19 protein-coding genes are annotated in these 22295 nt (G+C 47.7%); 9 read left to right on the top strand and 10 right to left on the bottom strand.

The window, feature by feature from the left end; translation table 11 throughout:
• Nucleotides 1–21: 21 nt before the first annotated feature.
• Entirely contained in the window at nucleotides 22–906 is an 885-nt protein-coding gene (locus P3C17_RS18800; protein ID WP_300930855.1) for an MBL fold metallo-hydrolase, read from the top strand.
• Nucleotides 907–1003: 97 nt separating this feature from the next.
• Nucleotides 1004–1390 (top strand): nuclear transport factor 2 family protein, encoded by a 387-nt coding sequence (locus P3C17_RS18795; RefSeq protein WP_300930854.1) that lies wholly within the window; start codon nucleotides 1004–1006, stop codon nucleotides 1388–1390.
• Between the two features lie 56 nt (nucleotides 1391–1446).
• On the opposite strand, the gene P3C17_RS18790 is transcribed toward P3C17_RS18795, so the two are convergent.
• The 6 genes from P3C17_RS18790 to manD form a co-directional block, all read right to left on the bottom strand.
• Entirely contained in the window at nucleotides 1447–4143 is a 2697-nt protein-coding gene (locus tag P3C17_RS18790) for a TonB-dependent receptor (RefSeq protein WP_300930853.1), read from the bottom strand.
• Between the two features lie 371 nt (nucleotides 4144–4514).
• Nucleotides 4515–5738 carry a sugar MFS transporter gene (locus tag P3C17_RS18785; protein ID WP_300930852.1) on the bottom strand — a complete coding sequence of 408 codons (1224 nt, stop codon included), beginning with the start codon at nucleotides 5736–5738 and terminating at the stop codon, nucleotides 4515–4517.
• 12 nt (nucleotides 5739–5750) lie between these two features.
• Nucleotides 5751–6950, bottom strand: a complete 1200-nt coding sequence (locus P3C17_RS18780; protein ID WP_300930851.1) for an AGE family epimerase/isomerase — start codon at nucleotides 6948–6950, stop codon at nucleotides 5751–5753.
• Nucleotide 6951: 1 nt separating this feature from the next.
• Nucleotides 6952–7923: a carbohydrate kinase gene (locus P3C17_RS18775; RefSeq protein ID WP_300930850.1), complete on the bottom strand. Its 972-nt coding sequence runs from the start codon at nucleotides 7921–7923 to the stop codon at nucleotides 6952–6954.
• Nucleotides 7920–8900 carry a sugar kinase gene (locus P3C17_RS18770; RefSeq protein ID WP_300930849.1) on the bottom strand — a complete coding sequence of 327 codons (981 nt, stop codon included), beginning with the start codon at nucleotides 8898–8900 and terminating at the stop codon, nucleotides 7920–7922. Before P3C17_RS18770 ends, P3C17_RS18775 begins: the two co-directional genes overlap by 4 nt.
• Nucleotides 8901–8946: 46 nt before the next feature.
• Nucleotides 8947–10155, bottom strand: a complete 1209-nt coding sequence (gene manD, locus P3C17_RS18765; protein ID WP_264346821.1) for a D-mannonate dehydratase ManD — start codon at nucleotides 10153–10155, stop codon at nucleotides 8947–8949.
• Nucleotides 10156–10334: 179 nt separating this feature from the next.
• On the opposite strand from manD, the gene P3C17_RS18760 reads away from it, so the two are divergent.
• From P3C17_RS18760 to P3C17_RS18740, 5 genes are all read left to right on the top strand, one after another.
• Complete coding sequence (locus P3C17_RS18760; protein ID WP_264346820.1) at nucleotides 10335–11072, top strand: FadR/GntR family transcriptional regulator; 738 nt, start codon at nucleotides 10335–10337, stop codon at nucleotides 11070–11072.
• A gap of 93 nt (nucleotides 11073–11165) precedes the next feature.
• Complete coding sequence (locus tag P3C17_RS18755) at nucleotides 11166–13586, top strand: GH92 family glycosyl hydrolase (RefSeq protein ID WP_346015679.1); 2421 nt, start codon at nucleotides 11166–11168, stop codon at nucleotides 13584–13586.
• A 5-nt stretch (nucleotides 13587–13591) separates the two neighbouring features.
• A complete protein-coding gene (locus P3C17_RS18750) occupies nucleotides 13592–14266 on the top strand; it encodes an HAD-IA family hydrolase (protein ID WP_300930848.1) in 675 nt (224 codons plus the stop codon).
• A 114-nt stretch (nucleotides 14267–14380) separates the two neighbouring features.
• Complete coding sequence (locus P3C17_RS18745) at nucleotides 14381–14656, top strand: DUF1778 domain-containing protein (RefSeq protein ID WP_300930847.1); 276 nt, start codon at nucleotides 14381–14383, stop codon at nucleotides 14654–14656.
• Nucleotides 14657–15175 (top strand): GNAT family N-acetyltransferase, encoded by a 519-nt coding sequence (locus P3C17_RS18740; RefSeq protein ID WP_300930846.1) that lies wholly within the window; start codon nucleotides 14657–14659, stop codon nucleotides 15173–15175.
• Between the two features lie 680 nt (nucleotides 15176–15855).
• On the opposite strand, the gene ugpC is transcribed toward P3C17_RS18740, so the two are convergent.
• From ugpC to P3C17_RS18720, 4 genes are read right to left on the bottom strand one after another with little or no spacing between them, the layout of a single operon-like run.
• A complete protein-coding gene (gene ugpC, locus P3C17_RS18735; protein ID WP_300930845.1) occupies nucleotides 15856–16965 on the bottom strand; it encodes a sn-glycerol-3-phosphate ABC transporter ATP-binding protein UgpC in 1110 nt (369 codons plus the stop codon).
• A gap of 12 nt (nucleotides 16966–16977) precedes the next feature.
• Nucleotides 16978–17868: a carbohydrate ABC transporter permease gene (locus P3C17_RS18730; protein ID WP_300930844.1), complete on the bottom strand. Its 891-nt coding sequence runs from the start codon at nucleotides 17866–17868 to the stop codon at nucleotides 16978–16980.
• Between the two features lie 40 nt (nucleotides 17869–17908).
• Complete coding sequence (locus P3C17_RS18725; RefSeq protein WP_300930843.1) at nucleotides 17909–18796, bottom strand: sugar ABC transporter permease; 888 nt, start codon at nucleotides 18794–18796, stop codon at nucleotides 17909–17911.
• Nucleotides 18796–20193 carry an extracellular solute-binding protein gene (locus P3C17_RS18720; RefSeq protein WP_300930842.1) on the bottom strand — a complete coding sequence of 466 codons (1398 nt, stop codon included), beginning with the start codon at nucleotides 20191–20193 and terminating at the stop codon, nucleotides 18796–18798. Before P3C17_RS18720 ends, P3C17_RS18725 begins: the two co-directional genes overlap by 1 nt.
• 296 nt (nucleotides 20194–20489) lie before the next feature.
• Here P3C17_RS18720 and P3C17_RS18715 point away from each other — a divergent pair, with 296 nt between their 5' ends.
• On the top strand, nucleotides 20490–21479 hold the full coding sequence (locus tag P3C17_RS18715; RefSeq protein WP_300930841.1) for a Gfo/Idh/MocA family oxidoreductase: 990 nt from the start codon (nucleotides 20490–20492) through the stop codon (nucleotides 21477–21479).
• Between the two features lie 349 nt (nucleotides 21480–21828).
• Entirely contained in the window at nucleotides 21829–22260 is a 432-nt protein-coding gene (locus tag P3C17_RS18710) for a hypothetical protein (protein ID WP_300930840.1), read from the top strand.
• The last annotated feature ends 35 nt before the right edge of the window (nucleotides 22261–22295 follow it).

Genomic DNA, 22295 nt, shown 5'->3' with positions numbered 1-22295 from the left:
ATCAAAACCATAGAGGTGATTATGAAATTTCTATCCAAATTAGTTCAGGCAAGCGCTTTATCTGGCATGGTCGCCCTATCAGCCAACGCACTAGGTGCAGCCTTAGAAACAACAGTATTTAATCCACAAGAAAAAAGTACTTTTCCTGTCAGCTCCGTTTTAATTACAGGTAAAACAGAAGCCATTTTAGTAGACGCCCAGTTTCAACGAAATGATGCCTTGTCTGTGGTCGAGTTGATTAAACAGTCTGGCAAAAAACTAACCACTATCTATATCAGCCATGGCGACCCGGATTTTTACTTTGGTCTGGATGTGATCACCGCAGCTTATCCGGATGCCAAAGTACTGGCCTCAGCACAAACGCAAAACTACATCAAAAAATCAATGGATGCGAAAAACGCCTATTGGGGACCGATACTGAAAGAAAATGCACCACAAAAGCTGGTAGTTCCTGAAGTGATCCAAGGTGACACCTTAGTGGTTGACGGCGAACAGGTCAAAATTATTGGCCTTGATGGTCATGACCCTAAACATACATTTGTCTGGATCCCCTCCAGCAACACTGTATTGGGTGGTGTTGTGGTCTTTGGCAATATGCACGTGTTTTTAGCGGACACACAAAGCGTTGAATCWCGCCAGAAATGGTATCAAACCCTGAATGTGATTGAACAATTAAAGCCAGAGACTGTGATCCCTGGTCACTTGTTGGGCGACAAGCCTATGACGTTGCAGGCCGTAGCTTTTACCCGCAGCTACATACAGGACTTTGAAGCCGCAGCCGCAACTTCAGCCAATTCAGCTGAATTAGTGGCCGCAATGAAAAAAAACTACCCTGCTATTGGCGGAGACAGCATTTTGGGCTTAAGCGCTAAAGTCATTAAGGGCGAAATGAAGTGGGGTCAATAACCTGAGTTAGACAGCTTCAGTGACACTTTTTGGGTTATATCAGCGCACGCTATCAACCCAAGAAGTGCTGCTTAAACTTAAATTCAGGAGCATCTTTATGACGAATCTTGAAATTGTAAAAAGCACTTATCAAGGTAAAACCTCAGAAGAAAATGGCAGAAATCTGCAAAGATTTATCACAGACGAAACCCTCTGGACAGAAGCCGCTGGTTTTCCTTATGCCGGAACCTACCAGGGTTTTGCCGAGATTGAAAAACAAGTCTTTGCGCGTTTAGGCAGCGAATGGATTAACTACAACTTTAAAGTGGAAGACTATCTGGCCGATGGTGACAAAGTAGTGGCCTACGGCACGTACAGCGGCACCAATAAAGCTACTGGCAAATTTTTCACCGCCAGAGTGGCTCATCTGTGGTTGCTAAAAGATGGCAAAATAAAAAGCTTTGAGCAGTTTGTGGATAGCAAAACAATATCGGATGTGATGTAAAAAACAAAATACAGCAGGCAAAGTGACACACTCTGCCTGCTGTTATTCAGTCCGGCTTAGAACTTGTAACTAAAGCCCGCCATATAAGTACGACCACTGGTGGTGGTATTGTACTGACGGTCACTTGAGTCACTGTATTGTTCTTCGCGCTGATCGGTCAGGTTAATGGCTTCCAGTGTCAGCTTCAGAGATTCCGTTACCTGGTAAAAGGCTGAAAAATCTATGTAGGTTGTATCGTGAAAACCACGCTCGTCTTCGTCCCTTAAGCCACCTTCTACAACGCTGATGTATTCGCTGCGGTGTGCAGCAGAAACACGACCACCATAATTTTCTGCTTCATAATACAACGTCAGGTTGTAGCTTTGCTTGGACAAACCTGGAAAACTTTTCACCTGATTTTCACCTGAGCCTTGTACATTGCGGTACTCCGTCGTGCCATCTACCCAAGTGTAGTTTGCGATCACACCCATCTGATTAAAGGGCTCAGGCAGGAAATCAAAGTCACGCTGGAATGCAAATTCAGCCCCTTTGATCTCGGATGAATCTGAGTTCTGTGGTGAGGTTACATCAAACAATGAATCCATAGTGGCGCCGTTTGGTAACAAGGATTCAGGCAAACCCAAATCGCCATAACGCACAGTGGTTACTTCGGTCACAATGAAGTTTTCAATATCCTTTTTGAAGATAGCGGCAGATAAGGAACCTATACCTTCAAAATATTGCTCAAGCGACAGATCAAAATTCACTGACTCAAAGGGTTCAAGATCCGGGTTACCTATAGTAATTTTACCCACTTCACCCGGAGATCCAGTCATCTGCGCCACATTGGCTGAAACAGAAATGGCATTCAGTGAAGGGCGAGTCAGGTTTTTACTGGCGCCAAAACGCAGTAACAAATCGTCATTCAGTTCATACACCAGATTCAGTGAAGGCAATACACCGGAATAATCCCGTTCAATCACCACATTCTGACCATTGGACACACCACGAGATGTCAGGTCTGTTTTATAGTGGCGTGCTCCTATGCTACCACGCAACATTTTACCGCCAATCATGGCATCCCAGCTGTACTGGGCATAGGCCGCATTGGTGTCTTCTTCCACTGTATAAGAGTTGGTTGCAATAATTTTGTCTGAACCAAGTTTCAGGTCGTAAATACCGTAAAACTCTTGCAGTGCTTTTACATCGGCCTGCACCCATGACATATCAGGGTGGTCTGTGTACACGTTAGCCACAGCACTGGAAATTGATGTAATGCCATTATTCTGAGGTGTCGCCTTATTCTCTGCATAACCAGCGTCTTCCCGGTTGTCACCGCTATTAGAAAACTGCTTGATATTGAAACCAAAACTTAATGTGCCTGCATCATCTAATGAATAGTCAAAATCAACTTTGGCATTGTCAAATTCGCTCGCTATATAGTCTTCGCGGAAATACAAATCTTTAACTGTCCAGCCATCCATAGAAGCCGGGTCAAAGTCATAAGTGTTAACGCCGTAGAATCTGTCCTGAGTAAAATCAGTGGTGATCCCGCCAGTACGGGTCAGGTTAACTTTATCCACCCGGGGCTGATCAAAATCAGAGGTACTGGTTCCAAGCTGGAACTTCATGCCAAGCTTATCGCTGATTTGCCAGTCGGTATTAAAAGTCAGTTGATTAAACACGGATTCATTGTAGTCAGAGCGATTTTCAGTGCGGATAGTCGAATTGCTGAAGGTCGCTTTCACCACTTCCAAATCGCCGTTGTTATCAATGTAATCCAGAGCTTCAATACGACCTAAAGCTGTACTGCTGGCACCACCTGTCGAAATGTGGTGTTCGTCCAAAGTATTTTCCAGACGACCATGCATGTATTCCAAAGCAAACTTCAGATCATTGCTGGGTCTGTATTGTAACGCTGTGGTGAAGCCCAGCCGCTCCTGATCATTATTCCAGACCGAATAACGGTTACCGCGGGCAAACCATAACTCACCAGCTGCAGCTTTAGCTGCAGTGTCAGCGTCCACCGCATCACTAATACCATTAGTGGCACGCACCTGACGCCAGCGATAGGTGTTATAGCCCATTTCTCTTGAGTTTTTCTGGCTGTAGGCCAAAGAAGCTAAAGCACCAAAATCACCCCAGGTATTGGAAACCATACCAGCCACTCGTGGATTGGTTTCTTCAGCGTTAGAGTTAGTGCCTAAATTCCCAGCGACCGCGCCCTGAAAGCCATCATAGTCAAAAGGTTTGGCCGTACGTAAATTCACTGTACCGCCTATGCCACCCTCTTCCTGATCAGAAGAATAGGATTTTTTCACGTCGATTTGGTTAAACAATTCAGACGCAAAAATATTAAAGTCAAAAGCACGAGACCGGCCTACTGCACCGCGACTGTCCATGGGGGAAGCAGAGGTACCCAAAGCCTCCATACCATTCACCTGTACGCGAGTGAAATCCGGGCCTAAGCCCCTTAATGAAATCTGACGGCCTTCGCCCCCTTCACGGGTGATAGCCACACCAGGTACACGCTGCAGCGAATCAGCCAGGTTTAAATCCGGAAAATCGGCAATATCCTCAGCCACTATAGAATCCTGAGCGATCATAGCCTCACGTTTTAAATCTTTGGCTTTAATCACTGAGTTACGAAAACCACGTACTTCGATCACTTCTGTATCAGCTTCCTTTTCCTGCGCTATTGCAGTGCTTTGGAAACCTGCTGTCAGCGAGCTGAGTACAGCCAGCGACAGTGCTGTTTTTTTATAGTTTTTCATGTCTACCCCTGTTATTTTTTTTTCTAGCAACTTAACTTAGTCAATTACTGACACCGGTGTCAATATGCTGAGCGTTTTTTCTACTATTTTTCTAATAAACACAAGAAATACACAAATTACCACTAGATAACGACTCTACTTCATTGCTTTCCGAGTTACTTTTACCTTTATAGGAACAAATAAATTAACTCATATAAATCAATGAAGTAAAAATAATCAAATCTAAAAAAACTGCCTATATCGGGTAAATAAACACCCATACTGCGGTCGTTAAAACCTGTGAACACAAAAATAAAATGACACCGGTATCAACTCAACTATATATAGCTCTACACCGATAAACATCCTGCTGTATCGCCAAATTTACAGCCTTAGCGTGGTTTCGAGCCCACCAGCGCATACCAGGCTATGTAGACATAACAACAAGCTGGTACCAGAAAGCTCCATTGTACTGATGTCAAATCAGCCGCAACGCCCTGCACTAAAGGCAATATGGCTCCACCTACTATGCCCTGGCATAAATAACCTGATGCCCTGCCCGTATGCTGAGCCAGCCCACGGATAGCCAAAGTAAAAATGGTTGGAAACATAATGGAGTTAAAGAAGCCAACCGCCAGAATGGCCCACATGGCAAAATCACCGCTGCTATTCACCGCTAGCAGGATCATGGCGATAGCCAACGCAGAATTAAGCGCCAATAAACTGGTCGGTTTAATAAACCGCATCAGGCCAGCCCCGACAAAACGCCCGACCATAGCTGCTCCCCAGTAATAAGACACCATAGCGCCAGCCGTGACTTCGGTCATACCGCTGATCCCCAGCTGCATAAACAGATTAACCAGATAACTACCGACGGCCACTTCCGCACCTACATATAAAAATATCGCCAGCACGCCAAATTTCAGCTGTGGAAAACGTCCTATGCTAAAGGCTTCAGTCTGTTGCTCTGCAGCAGATTGCTGTATGTCAGGCAAACGCAGTCGGTAAAACACCACGGCAGTCACCACTAAAGCGCAAGCCAGCAACAGATAAGGCAGTTGCACAGATTTGGCAGAACCTGCCTCCCCTGTTGCCGCAAGAATAAGCACAGCGCCAAATAAAGGCCCTGCTGTATGGCCCACTGAATTCACGGCCTGAGCCAGACTCAGCCGACTAGCTGCATGCTGCTCATCGCCAAGCACCGCCACATAAGGGTTAGCCGACACCTGCAATACTGTAATGCCGGATGCCAATACAAATAACGCCAGCAAAAAGAAGCTGTACAACCCTAGTTCTGCCGCTGGATAAAACAGACAACAGCCACCTGCTATGATGAGTAATCCGGTCAGAACACCGTTTCTGTAGCCAACTTTTTCCAGCAGCCTGCCAGCCAGCGGCGACACAATAAAATAAGCACCAAAAAAACAGAACTGCACCAAAGCCGCCTGCAGGTAACTTAATGAAAAAGCCCCTTTCAGATAAGGCAATAAAATGTCATTCAGCGCCGTGATAAAACCCCAGATAAAAAACAGTGAGGTCATAGCCCAAAAGGCAAAACGCGCATTAAATTGGCCTGAAGCGTCGCCAGTTACTGCAGCTGATGGATGAATTTGCATAAATAACCTCTGTTATGGCATTACCGCCAGTACATCAAAACAGGCGCATAGCGTGTGATAATCACACTTGGCACCGGCACTGCTTTTTTCATTGGAGTACTTGCGGTTATCCCGCGTCAGGACGCGAAACCAGGCACCGTATTGATGGTCAACAAAATGCTGCCAGCTGTAGGCCCATAACTGCTCATAAGCCTGCAAATACTTAGGATCTGCTTTTTGCTGATAGAGCAAAGCGGCAGCGGCAAAACTTTCGGCCTGCACCCAAAAATATTTATCGTCGTCGCACCAGTTGCCATCCGGGTCATAGCCATAAATCAGGCCACCGTGCTCTGAGTCCCATGCCGTAGCAAAAGCACGGTCAAACAGGCTACTGGCCTTTTCAACCAAAGCTGCATCAGGCGAAAAACGGTCAATAAGCAGCAGTAATTTGCTCCACTCGGTCTGATGGCCAGGTTGAAAACCCCAGGGGCGATACAAGTTTTTAGGATCGGCTTTGTTGTAATCCCAGTCTGGCTGGAACTGAACATCGTAATGCTCCCACACCAGACCGTCGGTCAGACCGGCCTGCCGTACTGTGATGTTGTGGGCTATCTGTTTGGCTTTGGCCAGATAACGCTGCTCGCCTGTGGCGTCGTAAGCAGCAATCATGGCTTCGCATAAATGCATATTAGCGTTCTGCCCCCGATACGAACTCAATACGCCGTCAGCGCTTATTTCATCGGCATATAGGCCAAAGTCGTGCTGCCAGAAACGCTGCTGTAGCAGCTCATAGGTTTCGCTCATTTTCAAAACTCTGTCGGCCACTCCGGCTTTATGCACAGCGGCATAAGCCAACAACACAAAGGCATAACCATAAGCCTGCTGCGTCATATCCAGCGGTTGGTGGTCCTGTAAAGTCCAGGCATAGGACCGGGTCTGAGCTTGCCAGTGCACGGTTTCCAGATAACTCAGACCATGCAAGGCGTAGTCGATATAACGTGGGTCTTTCAGTACCTGGCTGGCGCGGGCATAGTTGACTGTAAGCCGGGTACTGCTGACTAACTGGCGAAAACCCGGGTTAAAAATTTCACCATTATCCAGATAGTTATGGAAAAATCCGCCTGTCGGATCTATGACCCGTGGATCGTAAAATGCCAGAATGTCGCGACAATGCGACAGCAGAAAATCTCTGCTGTAAGGCTTTGTTAAAACCGGAATAAGCTGTTGTTCCATCTTAAAATCCTTTGTTATCAATTACATCTGCCAACACAGGCAGAGCCGGAAAAGCACCAGGCTTTGTGACCGCATGGGCGCCACAACGGGCAGCAAAATTCAGTGTGTGTTGAAGCGCTGTATCGGACTGACAAAAACTGTCCAAATCATTGAGCTGACAAAGCTGATACAACAAACCGCCACTAAAAGCATCACCGCCACAGGTGGTATCAACCACCTGAACCTGCGGTACAGGCAGCACTCCCTGTGCGTAGCGGCTGAAATACTGCAGGGGTTTGTCGTCATGGGTAATCACGATCAGCTGTGCTTTATGGCTCAGCAGTTGCTGTGCATAAACCTGAATGTCCATGCCGGTGTCGTTCAGTACATAAAGGATTTCATCCAAAGAGAATTTCAGAATATCGGCTTCGGCGACAAAACGGCGCACCAACCCAGCATCAGCTTTACCTTCAGCCCATAAGTTATGACGTAAATTGACATCAAAGCTAAGCCAAAGGCCCTGGCTTTTTGCCTGACGCATCAGTTCGGCTGTCACTTCAGCTATGGCGGGTTCCACCAGCGTATTGCTACAAAAATGCAGCACTTTGCCATCATCAAACAGCTGCGGGGTTATTTGTTGTTTGCTGAACAACAAATCTGCTGAAGCATCACGGTAAAAGGAAAAACTGCGCTCGCCTTTGTCATCATGCGCCACAAAAGCCAAAGCTGTTTTGGCTGTGGCATGCTGCGCCAAAGCGCCGGTGTCAACGCCATAATACTGCAAGGCGGTTTTAAGAAAATAACCAAACAAGTCACGTCCAACCTGGCCAACGAAACTGGCCTTGCCGCCTAATTTGGCGACAGCCACTGCTGCATTGGCCGGAGCTCCGCCCGGATACTGGCCGAACTGGGGTAACTTTAAACCATCAGACAACAGGCTCTGGCCACTGATAAAGTCGATCAACGCTTCACCAAAACAAATCACTTTGTTCATACAGAACTCCCAGTCTGTGCTTGCTGTGGCCCAAAACCCTGTTGCTGCAGCTGTTGTTTCAGCTCTGGCCAGACAGCGTCCGGCAAAATAGCGCCCTGATGCTGCACTACTAAGCTCGCTGCGCTATGAGCTATTTGTACAGCTGACTCTGCAGTTAAGCCCTGCTGCACAGCTGCAATCAAGGCTCCGCTAAAAGCATCGCCAGCTCCTGTGGCATCCAGCATCTGCTCGCTGAACGTCAGGCTGAACTGGTTAACAGTGCCAGCTTCCAACCAAAACACCTGCTGCTCTGCTGTCAGGCAAATCACTGGTGCAGGTTCGGAAACAGGGATCAAGCTTTGTAATTGCTCCAGCGTTTGGGTCAGACTGTCGCAACCCCAAATGGCCAGACAATCATCCAGACTTGGCAGGAAATAATCGCAGTGCAGCAAAGCCGCCTGATAACACAGCAGCTTGTCATGACGGCTCTGCCATAAAGCCGCACGAAAATTAGTATCAAAATAAACCTTGCCCCCGCGATTTTGCAGCTGGTCTAAAAATGTCAACCAACGCGACAACACCCCATCGCTCATTAACGACAGCGTAATGCCGCTCCAGTAGATATCCCTGCAATGGCTGATGGCCTGCAGTAACTGTTCAAACAACACTTCAGATTGAAAAGCTTGCCGGGCAGCTGACTGCTGACGCCAGTAACTGAAGCTACGCTCACCATCAGCACTGTTGCTGATGCAATAAAGACCAGGTTGCTGCGCTTTTAAGGTCAGTACTGCGCTGGTTGTTAAACCATGCTGCTGCATGGCACTGCGTATTTCAGTGCTGAAGTTGTCATCACCCAAAGCTGTGGCATAACAAACTTGCGCACCAAGCTGGCTGAGCATCACAGCTGTATTGTAAGTATCACCAGCCACACCTGAGCGGAATAAACCAGCTCCGGCCGGAGCCAGTTCGATCATCACTTCACCCAGTACAGCGATCATAAACAGCACCGCTCTGGCAGGAATAAGGTTGAACAGCCCATGCTGGTTACCAGTTAAACATGGTGCCGTCTTCTAACCGGTTCACCGGCAGATAAGCACGTTGGTAAGGGTATTTGGCGGCTTTAGCTTCATCAATATCGACACCATGCCCTGGTGTTTCACCAATTTTCAGATAGCCATTGTCAAAGTGATAGTCGTGTGGGAATACCTCGTCTGTTTCTGGCGTATGGCGCATATATTCCTGAATACCAAAGTTGGGCACCCAGGTATCAAAGTGCAGCGCAGCACCCATAGTCACAGGGCTTAAATCGGTCGCGCCATGAAACCCAGTGCGGACATGGTAGAGCTCGGCCAGATGAGCGATGCGGCGTAAATGCGTAATACCACCACCATGCACTATGGTGGTACGGATATAGTCAATCAGCTGTTCGCTGATCAATTGTTGGCAATCATGAATAGAAGAAAACACCTCGCCCACAGCAATAGGAGTGGTCGTATGTTGACGGAATAAGCGGAAACCTTCCTGCAGCTCAGCAGGCACAGCATCTTCCAGCCAAAATAATTTATAGGGTTCCAACGACTTACCCAGTTGCGCTGCTTCAATAGGAGTTAAGCGATGATGGGTGTCATGTAATAAGTGGTGATCAAAACCATAGGTATCACGCAGGGTTTCAAACAGCTTAGGCACAGAGTTTAAATACTTGCTGGTCGACCAGAGGTTTTCAGTCGGCAGATTGCCATCTGCTGGTTCGTAATACATTTTATCGCCGGACACACCGTAAGTGCTGGCAAGGCCCGGCACACCGGTCTGAGCCCGTATTGCTTTGTAGCCCATGTCGATATAACGGCCCACTTCGGCTACTGTTTCGGCGATATCACGGCCATTGGCATGACCATAGACCATTACACCATCGCGACTACGACCACCTAACAGCTGATACAACGGCATATTGGCGGCTTTGGCTTTAATGTCCCACAGCGCCACGTCTATAGCAGCAATAGCTGTCATACCTACAGGGCCACGACGCCAGTAAGCACCACGATAAAAAAACTGCCAGATATCTTCTATACGACTGGCATCACGGCCAATCAGGCAAGGGATCAGGTGATCCTGCAAATAACTTGCGACCGCCAACTCACGGCCATTGAGGGTCGCATCACCTATGCCATACAGGCCCTGATCTGTAGTGATTTTAATAGTGACAAAGTTCCTGCCCGGGCAGGTAACAATAACTTTTGCATCAATAATTTTCATACATTTCCCTAAAATTAGCTCAGTTTGACTGCTAACCCAACAGTCGTTTTGACTGCTACGCTTGAATTGTGCCGGTCGACAGATTAAATTGGTCAGGCCTATTGATTAACACTAACATTTGGCCTGTCCAATTTGCAATATCAAATATTTGGCCAGACCAAAATAAATTTGAAGCCAAGATGACACAAACAACAGACTCTCCACTGAAGCTCAGTACAGAACGCAGCCAGGCCAATAGCCCACGCCTGTATTTATTGATCGCCGATAAGCTGGCGCAAAACATTGCTAAAGGTGAATTAAATCCGGGCGATCGGCTGCCGGCAGAACGTGATTTGGCGCAGCACTACGACGTCAGCCGCCAAACGGTGCGTGAAGCATTAATAGCGCTGGAAGTATCAGGGCTGGTGGAAATTAAACCGGGATCAGGCGTTTATGTACTGAAATCAGCCGCCTTAAAAAGCTCTATTTTGGCCGACGACGCCCCAGGCCCGCTGGAGATTATGGAAGCTCGCTTGTTGGTGGAAGGTGATGCCGCAGCTTTAGCTGCAGAGCGCATCAGCAATGAAGAGTTGTTAAAACTCAAAGCTTATTTAAACCAGATGACGGCTTTGGTTGCAGCACAAAAAACCTCTGAAGCCGAAGCTTTTGACGGTAAGTTTCATCAGTTAATTGCCAGCGCCACCCGCAACAGCGCTTTACAGTCTATGGTGGAATGGTTATGGACTTTGCGTGAGTCGTCGGAAATCAGCCGGTTATTTGCGGAAAAAATCCGCCGTCAGGTGGCAGGCCCTAATATTCAGGCACATGAAAAAATTTATCAATGCCTGAGCCGCCGTGACGCTGCTGGCGCCAGAGCAGCGATGCAGGAGCATATAGCTCAAGTCACTGAAGCTTATATTTTATTGATAGCAGACTAATCAACTCCRTCATAGGACAAGCCAGTGTTGCAATTGGCCTGTCCAATTTGTTATACATAGGGCATCTTGCAGCGACTTTTAGTAAGGCATCTGATGACAACCCTCTTTTCACTCCAGCCTCTGGCCATTCAACCTAAGCATTGTTTTAGCCCAAAGCTTAAAACTACAAAGTTTCGCTCAGCCCTGCTTACACTCATGCTCTGCTGTGGTCTGGTGTCAGTCACTGAAGCTGCAAGCAGCCAGCCTGTCGATTTGGTTTATCCCTACCTTGATAGCGCCAACAGCCGCTGGTTTTTCTTCAGCTCAGCCGCACGGCCTTTTGGAATGGTCAGCCTGTTTCCGGATACCGATCTTGAAGGCGAATGGGGCAGCGGCTACCGTTATCACTCCAAACAAATCAAAGGCTTTAACCATATTCATGAGTGGCAGCTGGCCGGTTTATCTGTCATGCCACTGTCTTCCGGCCAAAAGCTGGAACAATTAAAAACCGATTACTATTCGGACTTTTCCCATACTGGCGAAATAGTTCAACCTGGTTTTCATCAGCTAAAGCTGGACCGTTATCAGATAGAAGTGGCCTTAACCTCCACCTCCAGAGTAGGTTTTCATCAGTACAGCTATGCTGCCAACCAACAACAGCAGGTGCTGTTTCAGTTAGGCGGCATAATGGGACCTTCTCGTCTTGGCCATGCGCAAGCGAAGTTGCAAGGCAAAGATGCAGTCGCAGGTTATATCACCAATCAGGGCACAGAGCGGCGCACCAAGCCGGTGAAAGTGTATTTTTATGCCCGCTTTAACCAAAACGTGAAACAGCTGGATGCCTGGCGTGGCAACATGCTGTTTCATAATGTCAGTGGAGTTGATGGCGATGATGCAGGTTTGGTGGTCACTCTGGCAGGCAGTAGCAAGCCTACACTGATGAAAGTCGGTATTTCTTATGTGTCAGTCGACAACGCCAAACTCAATGCCGACACCGAACTGCCTCACTGGGATTTTGCCAAAGTAAAACAAGAGGCAAAGCAGGAATGGAATAACGCCTTAAGCCGCATCGATATCAGCGGCGGCACAGAGCAGCAGCAACGCCGCTTTTACACAGATTTGTGGCATTCACTACAAGGCCGTCGCGCTATCTCTGACGTCAATGGCCAATACACCGACTTATCCGGCACTGCAGCTGTAGTCAGGCAGTTACCGCTGGATGCAACGGGTAAAGCCAAATTTAACCATCATAATTCAGATTCATTCTGGGGCGCGCAGTGGACCATAGCTACCTTGTGGCCGCTGGCTTATCCGCAAATTGCTGCCGATATGGGCAACAGCCTGCTGCAGTACGCCAAAGACGGTGGTTTTATTCCGCGTGGCCCTTCCGGTGGGCAGGATACGCTGGTGATGACAGGCGCACCCACGACGCCATTTTTAGTCTCGAACTATCAAAAAGGCTTGTACAAAAATCAACAGGATTTTGATATTAAGGCCGCTTACAACGCGATGAAACACAACCACAGCATCGAAGGTGTGATGGCACGCGCTGGTTACGAGCATTACAGCAGCACAGGCGGTGGTATGCAGTATTACCTCAATCGTGGTTACATTCCCTACCCTCTGCCAGCAAATGAAAGTAACTATGGCAGCCACAGACGAGGTTCTGGCCAAACGCTGGAATATGCCTTTCAGGATCATGCACTGGCACAACTGGCGACTGCTTTAGGCCAGGCTGAAGATGCGAAACTTTACAGCAAAAGAGCGCAAAACTACCGTAACCAGTTCGATAGCCAAACCGGTTATATGAGGCCCCGTACTATCGATGGCAGTTGGCAAACACCTTTTGACCCGCACGAGTATGAAAATGGTTTTGTTGAAGCTAACCCGGCTCAAGCCACCTGGTTTGTACCTCACGATATCAAGGGCCTGACAGAGCTGATGGGTGGTAAAGAGAAGCTAATTACCAGATTAGACAAGGACTTTAAAACGGCGCAAAAACAAGGTTTTACCGCAGGCACTGCCCATGCACAGGAAACCCATGAAGAATACCGCCGCAGCCCTATTAACTATGGTAACCAGCCCAGCATGCAAACCGCCTTTATTTTCAGCACGGCCGGAGCGCCATGGCTTACTCAGTATTGGTCCAGACAAATTGTCGATACTGTGTACAGCGATTTATCGCCAGACCGTGGCTACAACGGCGATGAAGATCAGGGCCTGATGGGCAGTTTATCTGTGTTGATGAAGATAGGCCTGTTTCAGCTATCAGGTGGTGTCGAAGCCGACCCCATTTATCAGCTCGGCAGCCCGCTATTTGATGAGGTACGTATTCAACTCGATCCGGCATTTTATCCAGGCAAAGAGWTTAAGATTAAAACACTGAATAACGGCAAAAACCGGCCTTATATCAGCGAAATTCGCTTAAATGGTAAAACTCTGCAACGCAGCTTTTTGTACCATAGCGAAATTATTAAAGGTGGTGAGCTGGTGCTGCAGATGTCTGATCAACCAAATAAAAGCCTGACGCAATGAAGGCTGTGAACCTCTGTCTTTTATTTGACAGCGATGGCACCTTAGTCGACAGCGAAGGCTTGTGTAATCAGGCCTTAGCTCAGATTTTTGCCGAGTATGATGTGACGCTTTCGGTACCAGATCTGATACGGGATTACCGGGGTGGCCAGCTGTCGGATATATTCGACACACTGGCAAAACTACATGGGGTTCGCTTAAACAAAAACACCGAGCCGCGTTACCGCGCTTTGGTACAGCAATTGTTTCAGGCCGAACTCAAAGCCGTGGCCGGTATCAAGCCAGCACTGCAATTTTGTCAGCAGCAAGGCTGGCCTATGGCTGTGGTCAGCAATGGCCCCCGCTTTAAAGTGCAACAGGCACTGGAGCTTTGTGAGCTCGCTGAATTTTTTAACGACCCGGTTTCAGGATCAAAAGTTTTCAGTGCTTACGATATTCAACGTTTTAAACCGGACCCGGCATTATATCTGCACGCCGCTGCAGCTCTGGGTGCAACACCAGAGCAGTGTGTAGTGATAGAAGATAGCATGCCCGGCGTATTGGCAGGCCTCGCCGCTGGCATGCACACGCTGTTTTACACTATTCACGGCGAAACTAGTCCATCAGCTTTAGTGACAGAATTTAATGATATGAGGTTATTGCCTGGGCTTTTACAACAATGGCAGCAACTGCAACAAAGATAAGCAATGCTTCGAAAGCAAAGCCGCCCGACATCAGTTCAACTTATTCATTACTTGCGGCAATATGCCGTACAGGCCTATACTAAACAGGTGTTTTTTTAAACAAAGGTGAAGACTATGGCGTCGCTACTTCGGGAGCGGATTGAAATGCGCGTGGACGCGGAAACTAAGTTGCTGGCCGAACGTGCTGCCGCGGCATTAGGTTGTGCATCTTTAACCGAATTTATGGTTCGACTCATTCGCGACAATGCACCTCAAATCTTACAGGCTCAGGCTGCTATTGAACTTACCTCTGCACAATTTGATCTGTTTATGCAGCTATCTGCTGCAGCCCCAGCTCCGGATGAGCGTTTAAAAGCAGCCGCAGCACGACTGGATCAAGAGGGATTCTGATTGCCACTGGCAACCACATTTGTGTTAGCCGATGCGGCTTTACACGACCTTAAAGGCTTTGATTGTGGTAAAGCCAGCCTTAATGATTATCTGAGCCGCTACGCGATACGCAATAGTGGTTTAGGCCTGAGCCGAACTTGGGTGCTGACAGATCAAACAGAACAAGGAAAAGCACCAGTTGCTGCATACTTTACTTTAGCCGGCAGCACGGTTGTCCGTGAGTTATTACCAGCTCAAACCAAGTCACTTCCGGCTTATCCGGTTCCAGTGGTGTTATTGGCTCGACTGGCGGTATCAGTGCATCATCAGGGACAGCAACTTGGAGCCAAAACTCTGGTGCAAGCATTACGTTCAGCCTTTGAGCTTGCAGAGCGTGGTTTACCCGCACTGGGAGTAATACTGGATGTGCTTGATGACTCTGCACTAAGCTTTTATCAGCACATGGGGTTATTTACTGCCCTGACCGACCAGCCAATGCGGTTATTTGTCTCCATGGGTACCATTCGCCAACTGATCTAAGAGTAAAGAATCCACCTTCTGAAGAAGGTGGCTTTGTGTTAAGCCCCTAAAAGGGGCCTTTTGTCGAGTAACTTAGCAACTTCAGCGTCCGTTACTTTTTTACTTAGTCTACGCCAAAGAATTCGATGTCTAATCCCAGCTTGGTATAGCTCGTAAGAAAAATACAAACAGAGTTTCAGGCAAAGCCTTTTGGATGATAACCACCTACTGAAGTAGGTGGTTTAGGGCCGAAAATAAAAAAATTGCCAGGAGCAATTTTTAACATTGGAGCGCAGCGACGATGGCCCAAGGGGTAAGCGCCATGGATAGCGGCGAGTAAAGAATCCACCTTCTGAAGAAGGTGGCTTTGTGTTAAGCCCCTAAAAGGGGCCCTTTGTCGAGTAACTGAGCAACTGCAGCGTCCGTTACTTTTTTATTTAGTCTGTGCCAAAGAACTTGATGCCTAATCCCAGCTTGGTATAGCTCATAAGAAAAATACAAACAGAGTTTCAGGCAAAGCCTTTTGGATGATAACCACCTACTGAAGTAGGTGGTTTAGGGCCGAAAATAAAAAATCGTCCGGAACGATTTTTAACAATGCGAAGCGTTGGCCCAAAGGGTGAGCGCCATGGATGGCGGCGAATAAAAAAGGCCAGAGTACCCAACAAGCTATCTGGCCAAAGGGTCATCCAGAGAAAAGATCAGCCGGCCAGATGCATAGCGGCGGAATTTGGTAACAAGCGCACACCAGCGTCGTTAAACAGATAACAGTGGCTGCAATCAAAGCGCACCGCCACTTTGCTATCCACTTGTAAATCACAGTCACCTTCAAGGCGCAGCACCAACACGTCACGCGCGGCATTACACAAGTGGATAAAACTTTCTACGCCAAGGCGCTCTACCACATCCACAGTCCAGCTGTGTTCACTATTGTTTTCACTGCCACTACCTTGCGCCAGCAGTTCCAGCTTCAGATGTTCAGGCCGGACTCCCAGCTGCAAATTAACACCATCGCTGTAACCACAATCGAGCTGTAACTTCTGGCCGGACTGCAGGGTGAAAACATCGGCCTGTAAATTGCCGCGCAGCAGATTCATTTTTGGCACGCCAATAAACTGTGCAACAAAGGTATTTTCCGGGTCACGGTACAAGTCCATAGGCTTGCCCATCTGAGCGACATGGCCGTTGTTCAGTACTATGATTTTTTGCGCCATCGTCATGGCTTCGACCTGATCGTGGGTAACATAGACGATAGTGGAACCAAATTCACGGTGTAGTCTCATCAGCTCGGTACGCATCTGCACCCGCAATTTAGCGTCCAGATTCGACAGCGGCTCATCAAATAAAATCACTTTTGGACGTTTTACTATGGCGCGGCCTATAGCCACACGTTGGCGCTGCCCACCGGATAAAGCCGCAGGTTTACGCTCCAGTAAATGTTCCAGCTCCAACATTTTGGCGGCTTCTAACACCCTGCGATTGATTTCCGCTTTATCCGTTTTTTTCAATGCCAAGGCAAAACCAATGTTTTCTGCCACCGTCATATGTGGATACAAAGCATAAGACTGAAACACCATGGCAATTTCACGTTGATCAGGTGAGACGTTATTCATCAGCTTGCCGCCAATTTTCAACTCACCACTGCTGATATCTTCCAAACCTGCAATCATGCGAAGCAAGGTGGATTTACCGCAGCCGGAAGGGCCAACGATCACAGCAAATTCGCCTTCATTAATGGTGACATCTATACCCTTCACCACTTCTGTGCCCATGTAATTCTTTTTAATATTAATCAGTTCAATCTGTGACATAACAAAATCCTCTTATCCTTTCACGCCGCCGGAGAAAGTCTGGGTCAGAAACTTTCGGGCGAAGGCAAATGCAATGACGGCGGGCAAGGTGTAAATCACAGCCAGTGCCGTTAAGAAACCATAATCAATGGCGTCGACACGCAAGAAAGCGCGGAACATGCCCAGTGGCAAGGTTTGTAACTCAGGTGATGAGGTGAACATTAGTGGCATTAAAAAATCACCCCAGGCGTTAATAAAAGCAAATAAACCAGCGGCAGCAAAACCAGGCAAAGCCAGCGGTATTAACACATGACGCACGGTTTGCCACTGACTGGCGCCATCCAGCGCGGCAGCTTCTTCATAGTCTTTTGGAATAGCGTCAAAAAAGGTTTTCATAATCCAAATCGCCAGCGGTAGCTGCATAGCGGTTTGGATCAAAATCAGGCCAAGGTAGCCATCGACAAAAGAAAACATCCGGCTCAGCAGCATTTGCTGTGCTACATCAGAGGTCAGGCTGTTGATCACGCCATTAATCCAGTCGTTTAAAAACAGCATCACTTTGTATACAGGGACGATCAAAGCTGGCGGCGGCACTATCCGCACCAGAATAATGGCGTACAACAAAGGCCGTTTCCACCAGGCTTGAGTGCGCGATAAAGCATAACCGCCAAAACCGGCCAAAATTAAGGTCAGAAAAGTGGCAGTGCCAACAATACCTACAGAGTTTAATACCCAACGCACGCCACTTTCATTGGCCAATAAGTTCCAGAAATGATTGACGGTAATACCATCAGGAATTTGTAAAAACTGACTGGCTTTGGGATCAAAAGCCGCCAGCACTACCCAGAAAAATGGCATCAGGCAAAACAAAGAAATAAGCACAAGCGTGAGATAGGCGCGGCGCTGCGAAGAATAATGCGTCATGATGGTTTCCTCATTGGCCGGTCTGACTAAAGTCACCATCTCAGACCTCCACCTTCAGTGCTTTCACATAGATAATTCCCAGCACCATAGAAACCACCAGACTAATCACAGCCACTGCTGCACCATAGCCCAGCTGAAATGCTGTAAACGACTGATTGTAAATGTAAATACCTAAAATTTCTGTGCTGTTGGCCGGGCCACCACGGCTTAAGGTGTAGACCAGACCAAAAATAGCGAAGGTGGTGACAGTAGAAATAAACATATAAAGAAAGATGGTCGGCATCATCATAGGCACTGTGATACGCCAGAAAATTTGTGTATCTGTAGCGCCATCCACCCGGGCCGCTTCGTAAATATCTTTAGGAATAGAGGCCAGGCCTGAAGTCAGTAAGATCATCGCAAAAGCTATACCCCGCCAGGTGTTGACGATAATGATCGACATTAACGGAAAGGTGTACAACCACTGCTGTGGCTCGACACCAAACCAGGCCACCAGCCGGTTTAGCGTGCCATATTCACCACTGGCAAACATGGAGATCCATAAAAAGCCAACCACCATTTCMGGCACTGCATTTGGCAGACAAATAATGGCGTTAAAAATGGATTTGTATTTCACTGGCCGCTGCAGCATTAAGGCCGAAGCAAAACCCAACACAAACTGACCAATCACTGCAGAACCAATAACAAAAATCAGCGTCACTTTAAGTGAGTTCCAAAACAGTGGATCACCAAACAAGCGGCTGAAATTACGTAAACCAACAAAAGAAGATTCCTGCGCCGCAAAGCCCAATAAGGCGTCGTCAGTTAAGCTCAGCGAGAAGGCATAAAAAGCCGGAAATACAATAAAAGCTGCCATCAGCAACAAAGCCGGTGTCATCATAATGCGATAACCGAACTGCCTTCTGGCTTCGTACGTCATATTAAACATCAATCTTTCTCCACGTCAGCAGGCAAAGCCAGAGGCAGCGTTTTGGCAAGTTGTTGCTCTACCATCTCAACGCCCAGCACATTCACCACATAGTCATGCAGTTGCTGCTGTGCCTGCACCGCATTGGCGCGGCCTGTCAGTACAGCTTCAGATGCCTGAGCTACACCAGCCATCATGGCGTTCGAGCCTACAGTGGTGCGTAGCGCGCGGGTTTCAGTCAAAAGCGCATGGTCCTGCATTAAGCTGCCTAAGGCGATAAAATCAGCATGTTCTTTCGCATCCAGCCGCGCTGGCACATTGCCCAGCTTCACCGCATAAGCCAGCGCTACATCCACTTCTCCTAAAGCCAGAACTAACTGACGGGCCAGCTGTTGCTGCCGTGATTTAGCGTTGACCGCCCAGGCATAGACCACTGAAGCCAACGCAAAAGGCTCACCACCATCTGCACTTGGAAATTTCCAGGTTTGTACTGAGGTATCGACATTAGCAATAGGATTACGGCTATCAGGGCCCCAGTCGAACACTTTGCACCAGCTGCCGCAGGTGGTGATCAATAACTCACCTTTGGGAAACATTTCGTATTTGGGGATCACCCAGGGTTCAGGGTTCAGCAGCGGATTGATAGGCGTCAGTTGTTCCTGCATCAGCGTCTGATAAAAACCAAAAGCCTGACGCACTGCATCGTCATTCAACTGATACTGATTGCCAGCACTTAACAGCTGATAATCCTGAAAGCTGGCGAGTAAATAACGAAAACCTTCGGTATAAGAGCCCATACCCCAGGTTAAACCTGCGGGGATCATCAGCGGAAACTGGCCCATCTGCTGCTTAATCTGACGGCTGCGGTTGAGTAAATCCTGCCAGTCTTTTGGCTGTTCCGTACTGATGCCAGCGGCAGTTAACAAATCATGGCGGTAATAGAGTTGCTCCACAGCCACAATGGAAGGCACCACATACACCTGCTCGTCAAAACTGGCGCGGGTTAAGGTTTTGACTAAAGCAGGCAGTTGCTGATAACCCGACCAGGCTTCGACATCAGCCGTTAGATTGGCCAGATAACCTGCAGCAGCCAGGTCGTCCACTTGTAAATCTCGTGGCACGGTAAATACATCTGGTGCATTACCGGCGCGTAATTCTGTCACCAGCTTGGTGAAGTAATCTTGTGGCGGTGCCGGATATTCGACAATTTTTAAGCGTACCCCAAGCTCTGCTTCCAGCTTGGGCTGCATTTGATACAAAGCCTGCAGGCGCGCTGTCCTGTGTTCTGCGATGACTAATGTGGGTCGTGTTTGCTGTGGGTCTAAATCTGATGGCAACTCCCCGCTCCACCACATTGCAGCAACGACCGCCGCCGCTGCGATAGGCAGCGACACCAGCGTGTATTTTGTCCAGCTCATTTCCAGCTCTTTTTATATTTTTGATCGCACTTTTAGTGCCTGTGCCTTGCTATCTGACATCCCCATGGAGGTTCTGCCGATACGGCTATTTTTTACCCTGTCGCAATTGATAATACGCATATTGACACCGGTGTCAATATGCAATTTAATGGGGCAGTGCGGTACAGAATGGTGCAAAAAGTCATGCAGAGCTGTATCAACAAGAACAGACACCAATAGAGAACAACATTGCGTTGCACGGCGCTTGACGCAGCCTGCAATAGCTTTCCTATCAGCAGTAGTGGGTGGAGAATAACGTGGAACTGAAATTAGCAATTATCGGCTGTGGCACCAAAGCCACTCAATACATTCAAACCTGGATAGTGCGTTCTGATATTCAGTTGCTTGCCGTGATGGACCCGAATGGCAAGGCCATGGACAACGTCTGCAGTATTGCTGCACAGGCCGGTAAAACTGCCCCACTCTGTTTTGATAGCTGGCAAACTTTGCTAAAGGAGCAGCACCACCAACTGGATGCTGTTTATATCTGTACCCCGCATGCTAATCACGCCGAACAGGCCTTATTGGCGCTGGAATTAGGGCTGGATGTGCTGCTGGAAAAACCTATGGTGACCAGCGTGGCAGAAGCCGAAGCTTTAGCTGCAGCACAACAAAAATCCGGCAAAACTCTGGTGGTGGCTTATCAGGGTGGTTTATCACCCCTAGTACAAGAGCTGAAAGACGCCATTGCCAGCCAAAAGTACGGCGCTTTGGTCAGTATTAACGCCGCCATTTGGGAAGACTGGGCCGACAAATACAAAGGCCACTGGAAGCAAGTACCAGAAATTTCCGGCGGCGGTTTTATGTTTGATACCGGCGCTCATATGATGAATACCGTATCAAAAATCACCAGCAAACCCTTCTCCCGCATCAGCGCCATTATGCATAACCACGGTTTTCCTGTGGATGTGGTGACCAGCGTTTCAGGCGAATTAAATGACGGCACTCTGTTTAACCTGCACGCCTGTGGCCGCAGCATCCGCTGTGTATCCCGTATCGAATGCTTTTTCCCACAAGCCATAGTACGCATTTGCGCCTGGGGCCGCTGGATGGAAATTGAAGATGCGCAAGGGAATGTGGTACGTAAAGATCAGGAAGCCGCCAACAACCTGATGAATGTATTTATGCAAACCCGCAACGGCGAAATAGAAAACCCATCCGACGTACAACAAGGCCTGCGTATGGCCCAGTTATGGGACGCCATCAAGTTATCCGCCAGCCAGCATGGTAAGCCAGTGACTTTGTAAGCCCGCAGGGTCAGAGCTTTGGCTCTGCCCCTTTTGTCTATATTGCGCTTGCTCCATCATATTGAATCTGTAGAAAATTAAGCCGCTTCTGCTATCGAAAACTCTACATAACCACTGATTAAATCTTCAGTTTTCGCGCTTGAGTTTATTTAGTGGCAACTCACGTATTCCCTGTATCTGTTTGTCGATCATAAATTTAGTGATTTCAGGAAAAACCAATTGAAATAGAGTTACATCAGCGCTAATTTGATACGGGTAAAATCATTAAAAGAGGCAGAAAAATTTCCGACTTGAGAGCTGGCTGCTTTTGAAAACAGATTATTGTATTTCGAAAAGAGATATGTGCTAAATGGAAACAAAAGATTTTTTTGTATTAGTAGCTGCAGGAATCGCGGCAATTGCCTCTGTAGCCAATGTAATTATCAGCTCAAGAAATCAGCGAGATAACAAAATCTGGGAAAAAGAGTTGGAAAGAGTCTTTGACCTTGAAGAAAAAGTAGGCGTACTTGTTGATGATCTGGTTTTTTTCCGTTGTAGGACTGAGGGTGAGAAAGAAAAATTTTATCAAATGCAACATTACCTTCCGAATGCAATGGGGCGTTTCAGGAGACACCCCGAATTACATGAGGCTTTGCGTCTAGTATTTCATGATGCTGGTTGGTATTTCAATCGCGATATGAAGCACGAAAATAGCGAAGAATTTGCTGAAGCTAAAGGAAATTTACTGGCATCCTATGCAAAGTTTTTAGAAGCATGCGACAAGGTTCTTAGTAGGAACTGAAATTTAAGAAGAGTATTAAACTCAATGTTCCACTA

The sequence above is a fragment of the Rheinheimera sp. 1928-s genome (genome assembly GCF_029269265.1).
Taxonomy (GTDB): Bacteria; Pseudomonadota; Gammaproteobacteria; order Enterobacterales; family Alteromonadaceae; genus Pararheinheimera.
The sequence above is the reverse complement of the archived record's forward strand: the minus strand, read 5'-3'. Positions and strand labels throughout refer to the sequence as shown.

Coding starts and splice junctions, on each gene's coding strand:
- P3C17_RS18760 (WP_264346820.1), top strand. CDS start 10,335: ATGACACAAACAACAGACTCTCCACTGAAGCTCAGTACAGAACGCAGC.
- P3C17_RS18745 (WP_300930847.1), top strand. CDS start 14,381: ATGGCGTCGCTACTTCGGGAGCGGATTGAAATGCGCGTGGACGCGGAA.
- P3C17_RS18720 (WP_300930842.1), bottom strand. CDS start 20,193: ATGAGCTGGACAAAATACACGCTGGTGTCGCTGCCTATCGCAGCGGCG.
- P3C17_RS18710 (WP_300930840.1), top strand. CDS start 21,829: ATGGAAACAAAAGATTTTTTTGTATTAGTAGCTGCAGGAATCGCGGCA.
- ugpC (WP_300930845.1), bottom strand. CDS start 16,965: ATGTCACAGATTGAACTGATTAATATTAAAAAGAATTACATGGGCACA.
- P3C17_RS18770 (WP_300930849.1), bottom strand. CDS start 8,900: ATGATCGCTGTACTGGGTGAAGTGATGATCGAACTGGCTCCGGCCGGA.
- P3C17_RS18780 (WP_300930851.1), bottom strand. CDS start 6,950: ATGGAACAACAGCTTATTCCGGTTTTAACAAAGCCTTACAGCAGAGAT.
- P3C17_RS18775 (WP_300930850.1), bottom strand. CDS start 7,923: ATGAACAAAGTGATTTGTTTTGGTGAAGCGTTGATCGACTTTATCAGT.
- manD (WP_264346821.1), bottom strand. CDS start 10,155: ATGAAAATTATTGATGCAAAAGTTATTGTTACCTGCCCGGGCAGGAAC.
- P3C17_RS18790 (WP_300930853.1), bottom strand. CDS start 4,143: ATGAAAAACTATAAAAAAACAGCACTGTCGCTGGCTGTACTCAGCTCG.
- P3C17_RS18785 (WP_300930852.1), bottom strand. CDS start 5,738: ATGCAAATTCATCCATCAGCTGCAGTAACTGGCGACGCTTCAGGCCAA.
- P3C17_RS18795 (WP_300930854.1), top strand. CDS start 1,004: ATGACGAATCTTGAAATTGTAAAAAGCACTTATCAAGGTAAAACCTCA.
- P3C17_RS18730 (WP_300930844.1), bottom strand. CDS start 17,868: ATGACGCATTATTCTTCGCAGCGCCGCGCCTATCTCACGCTTGTGCTT.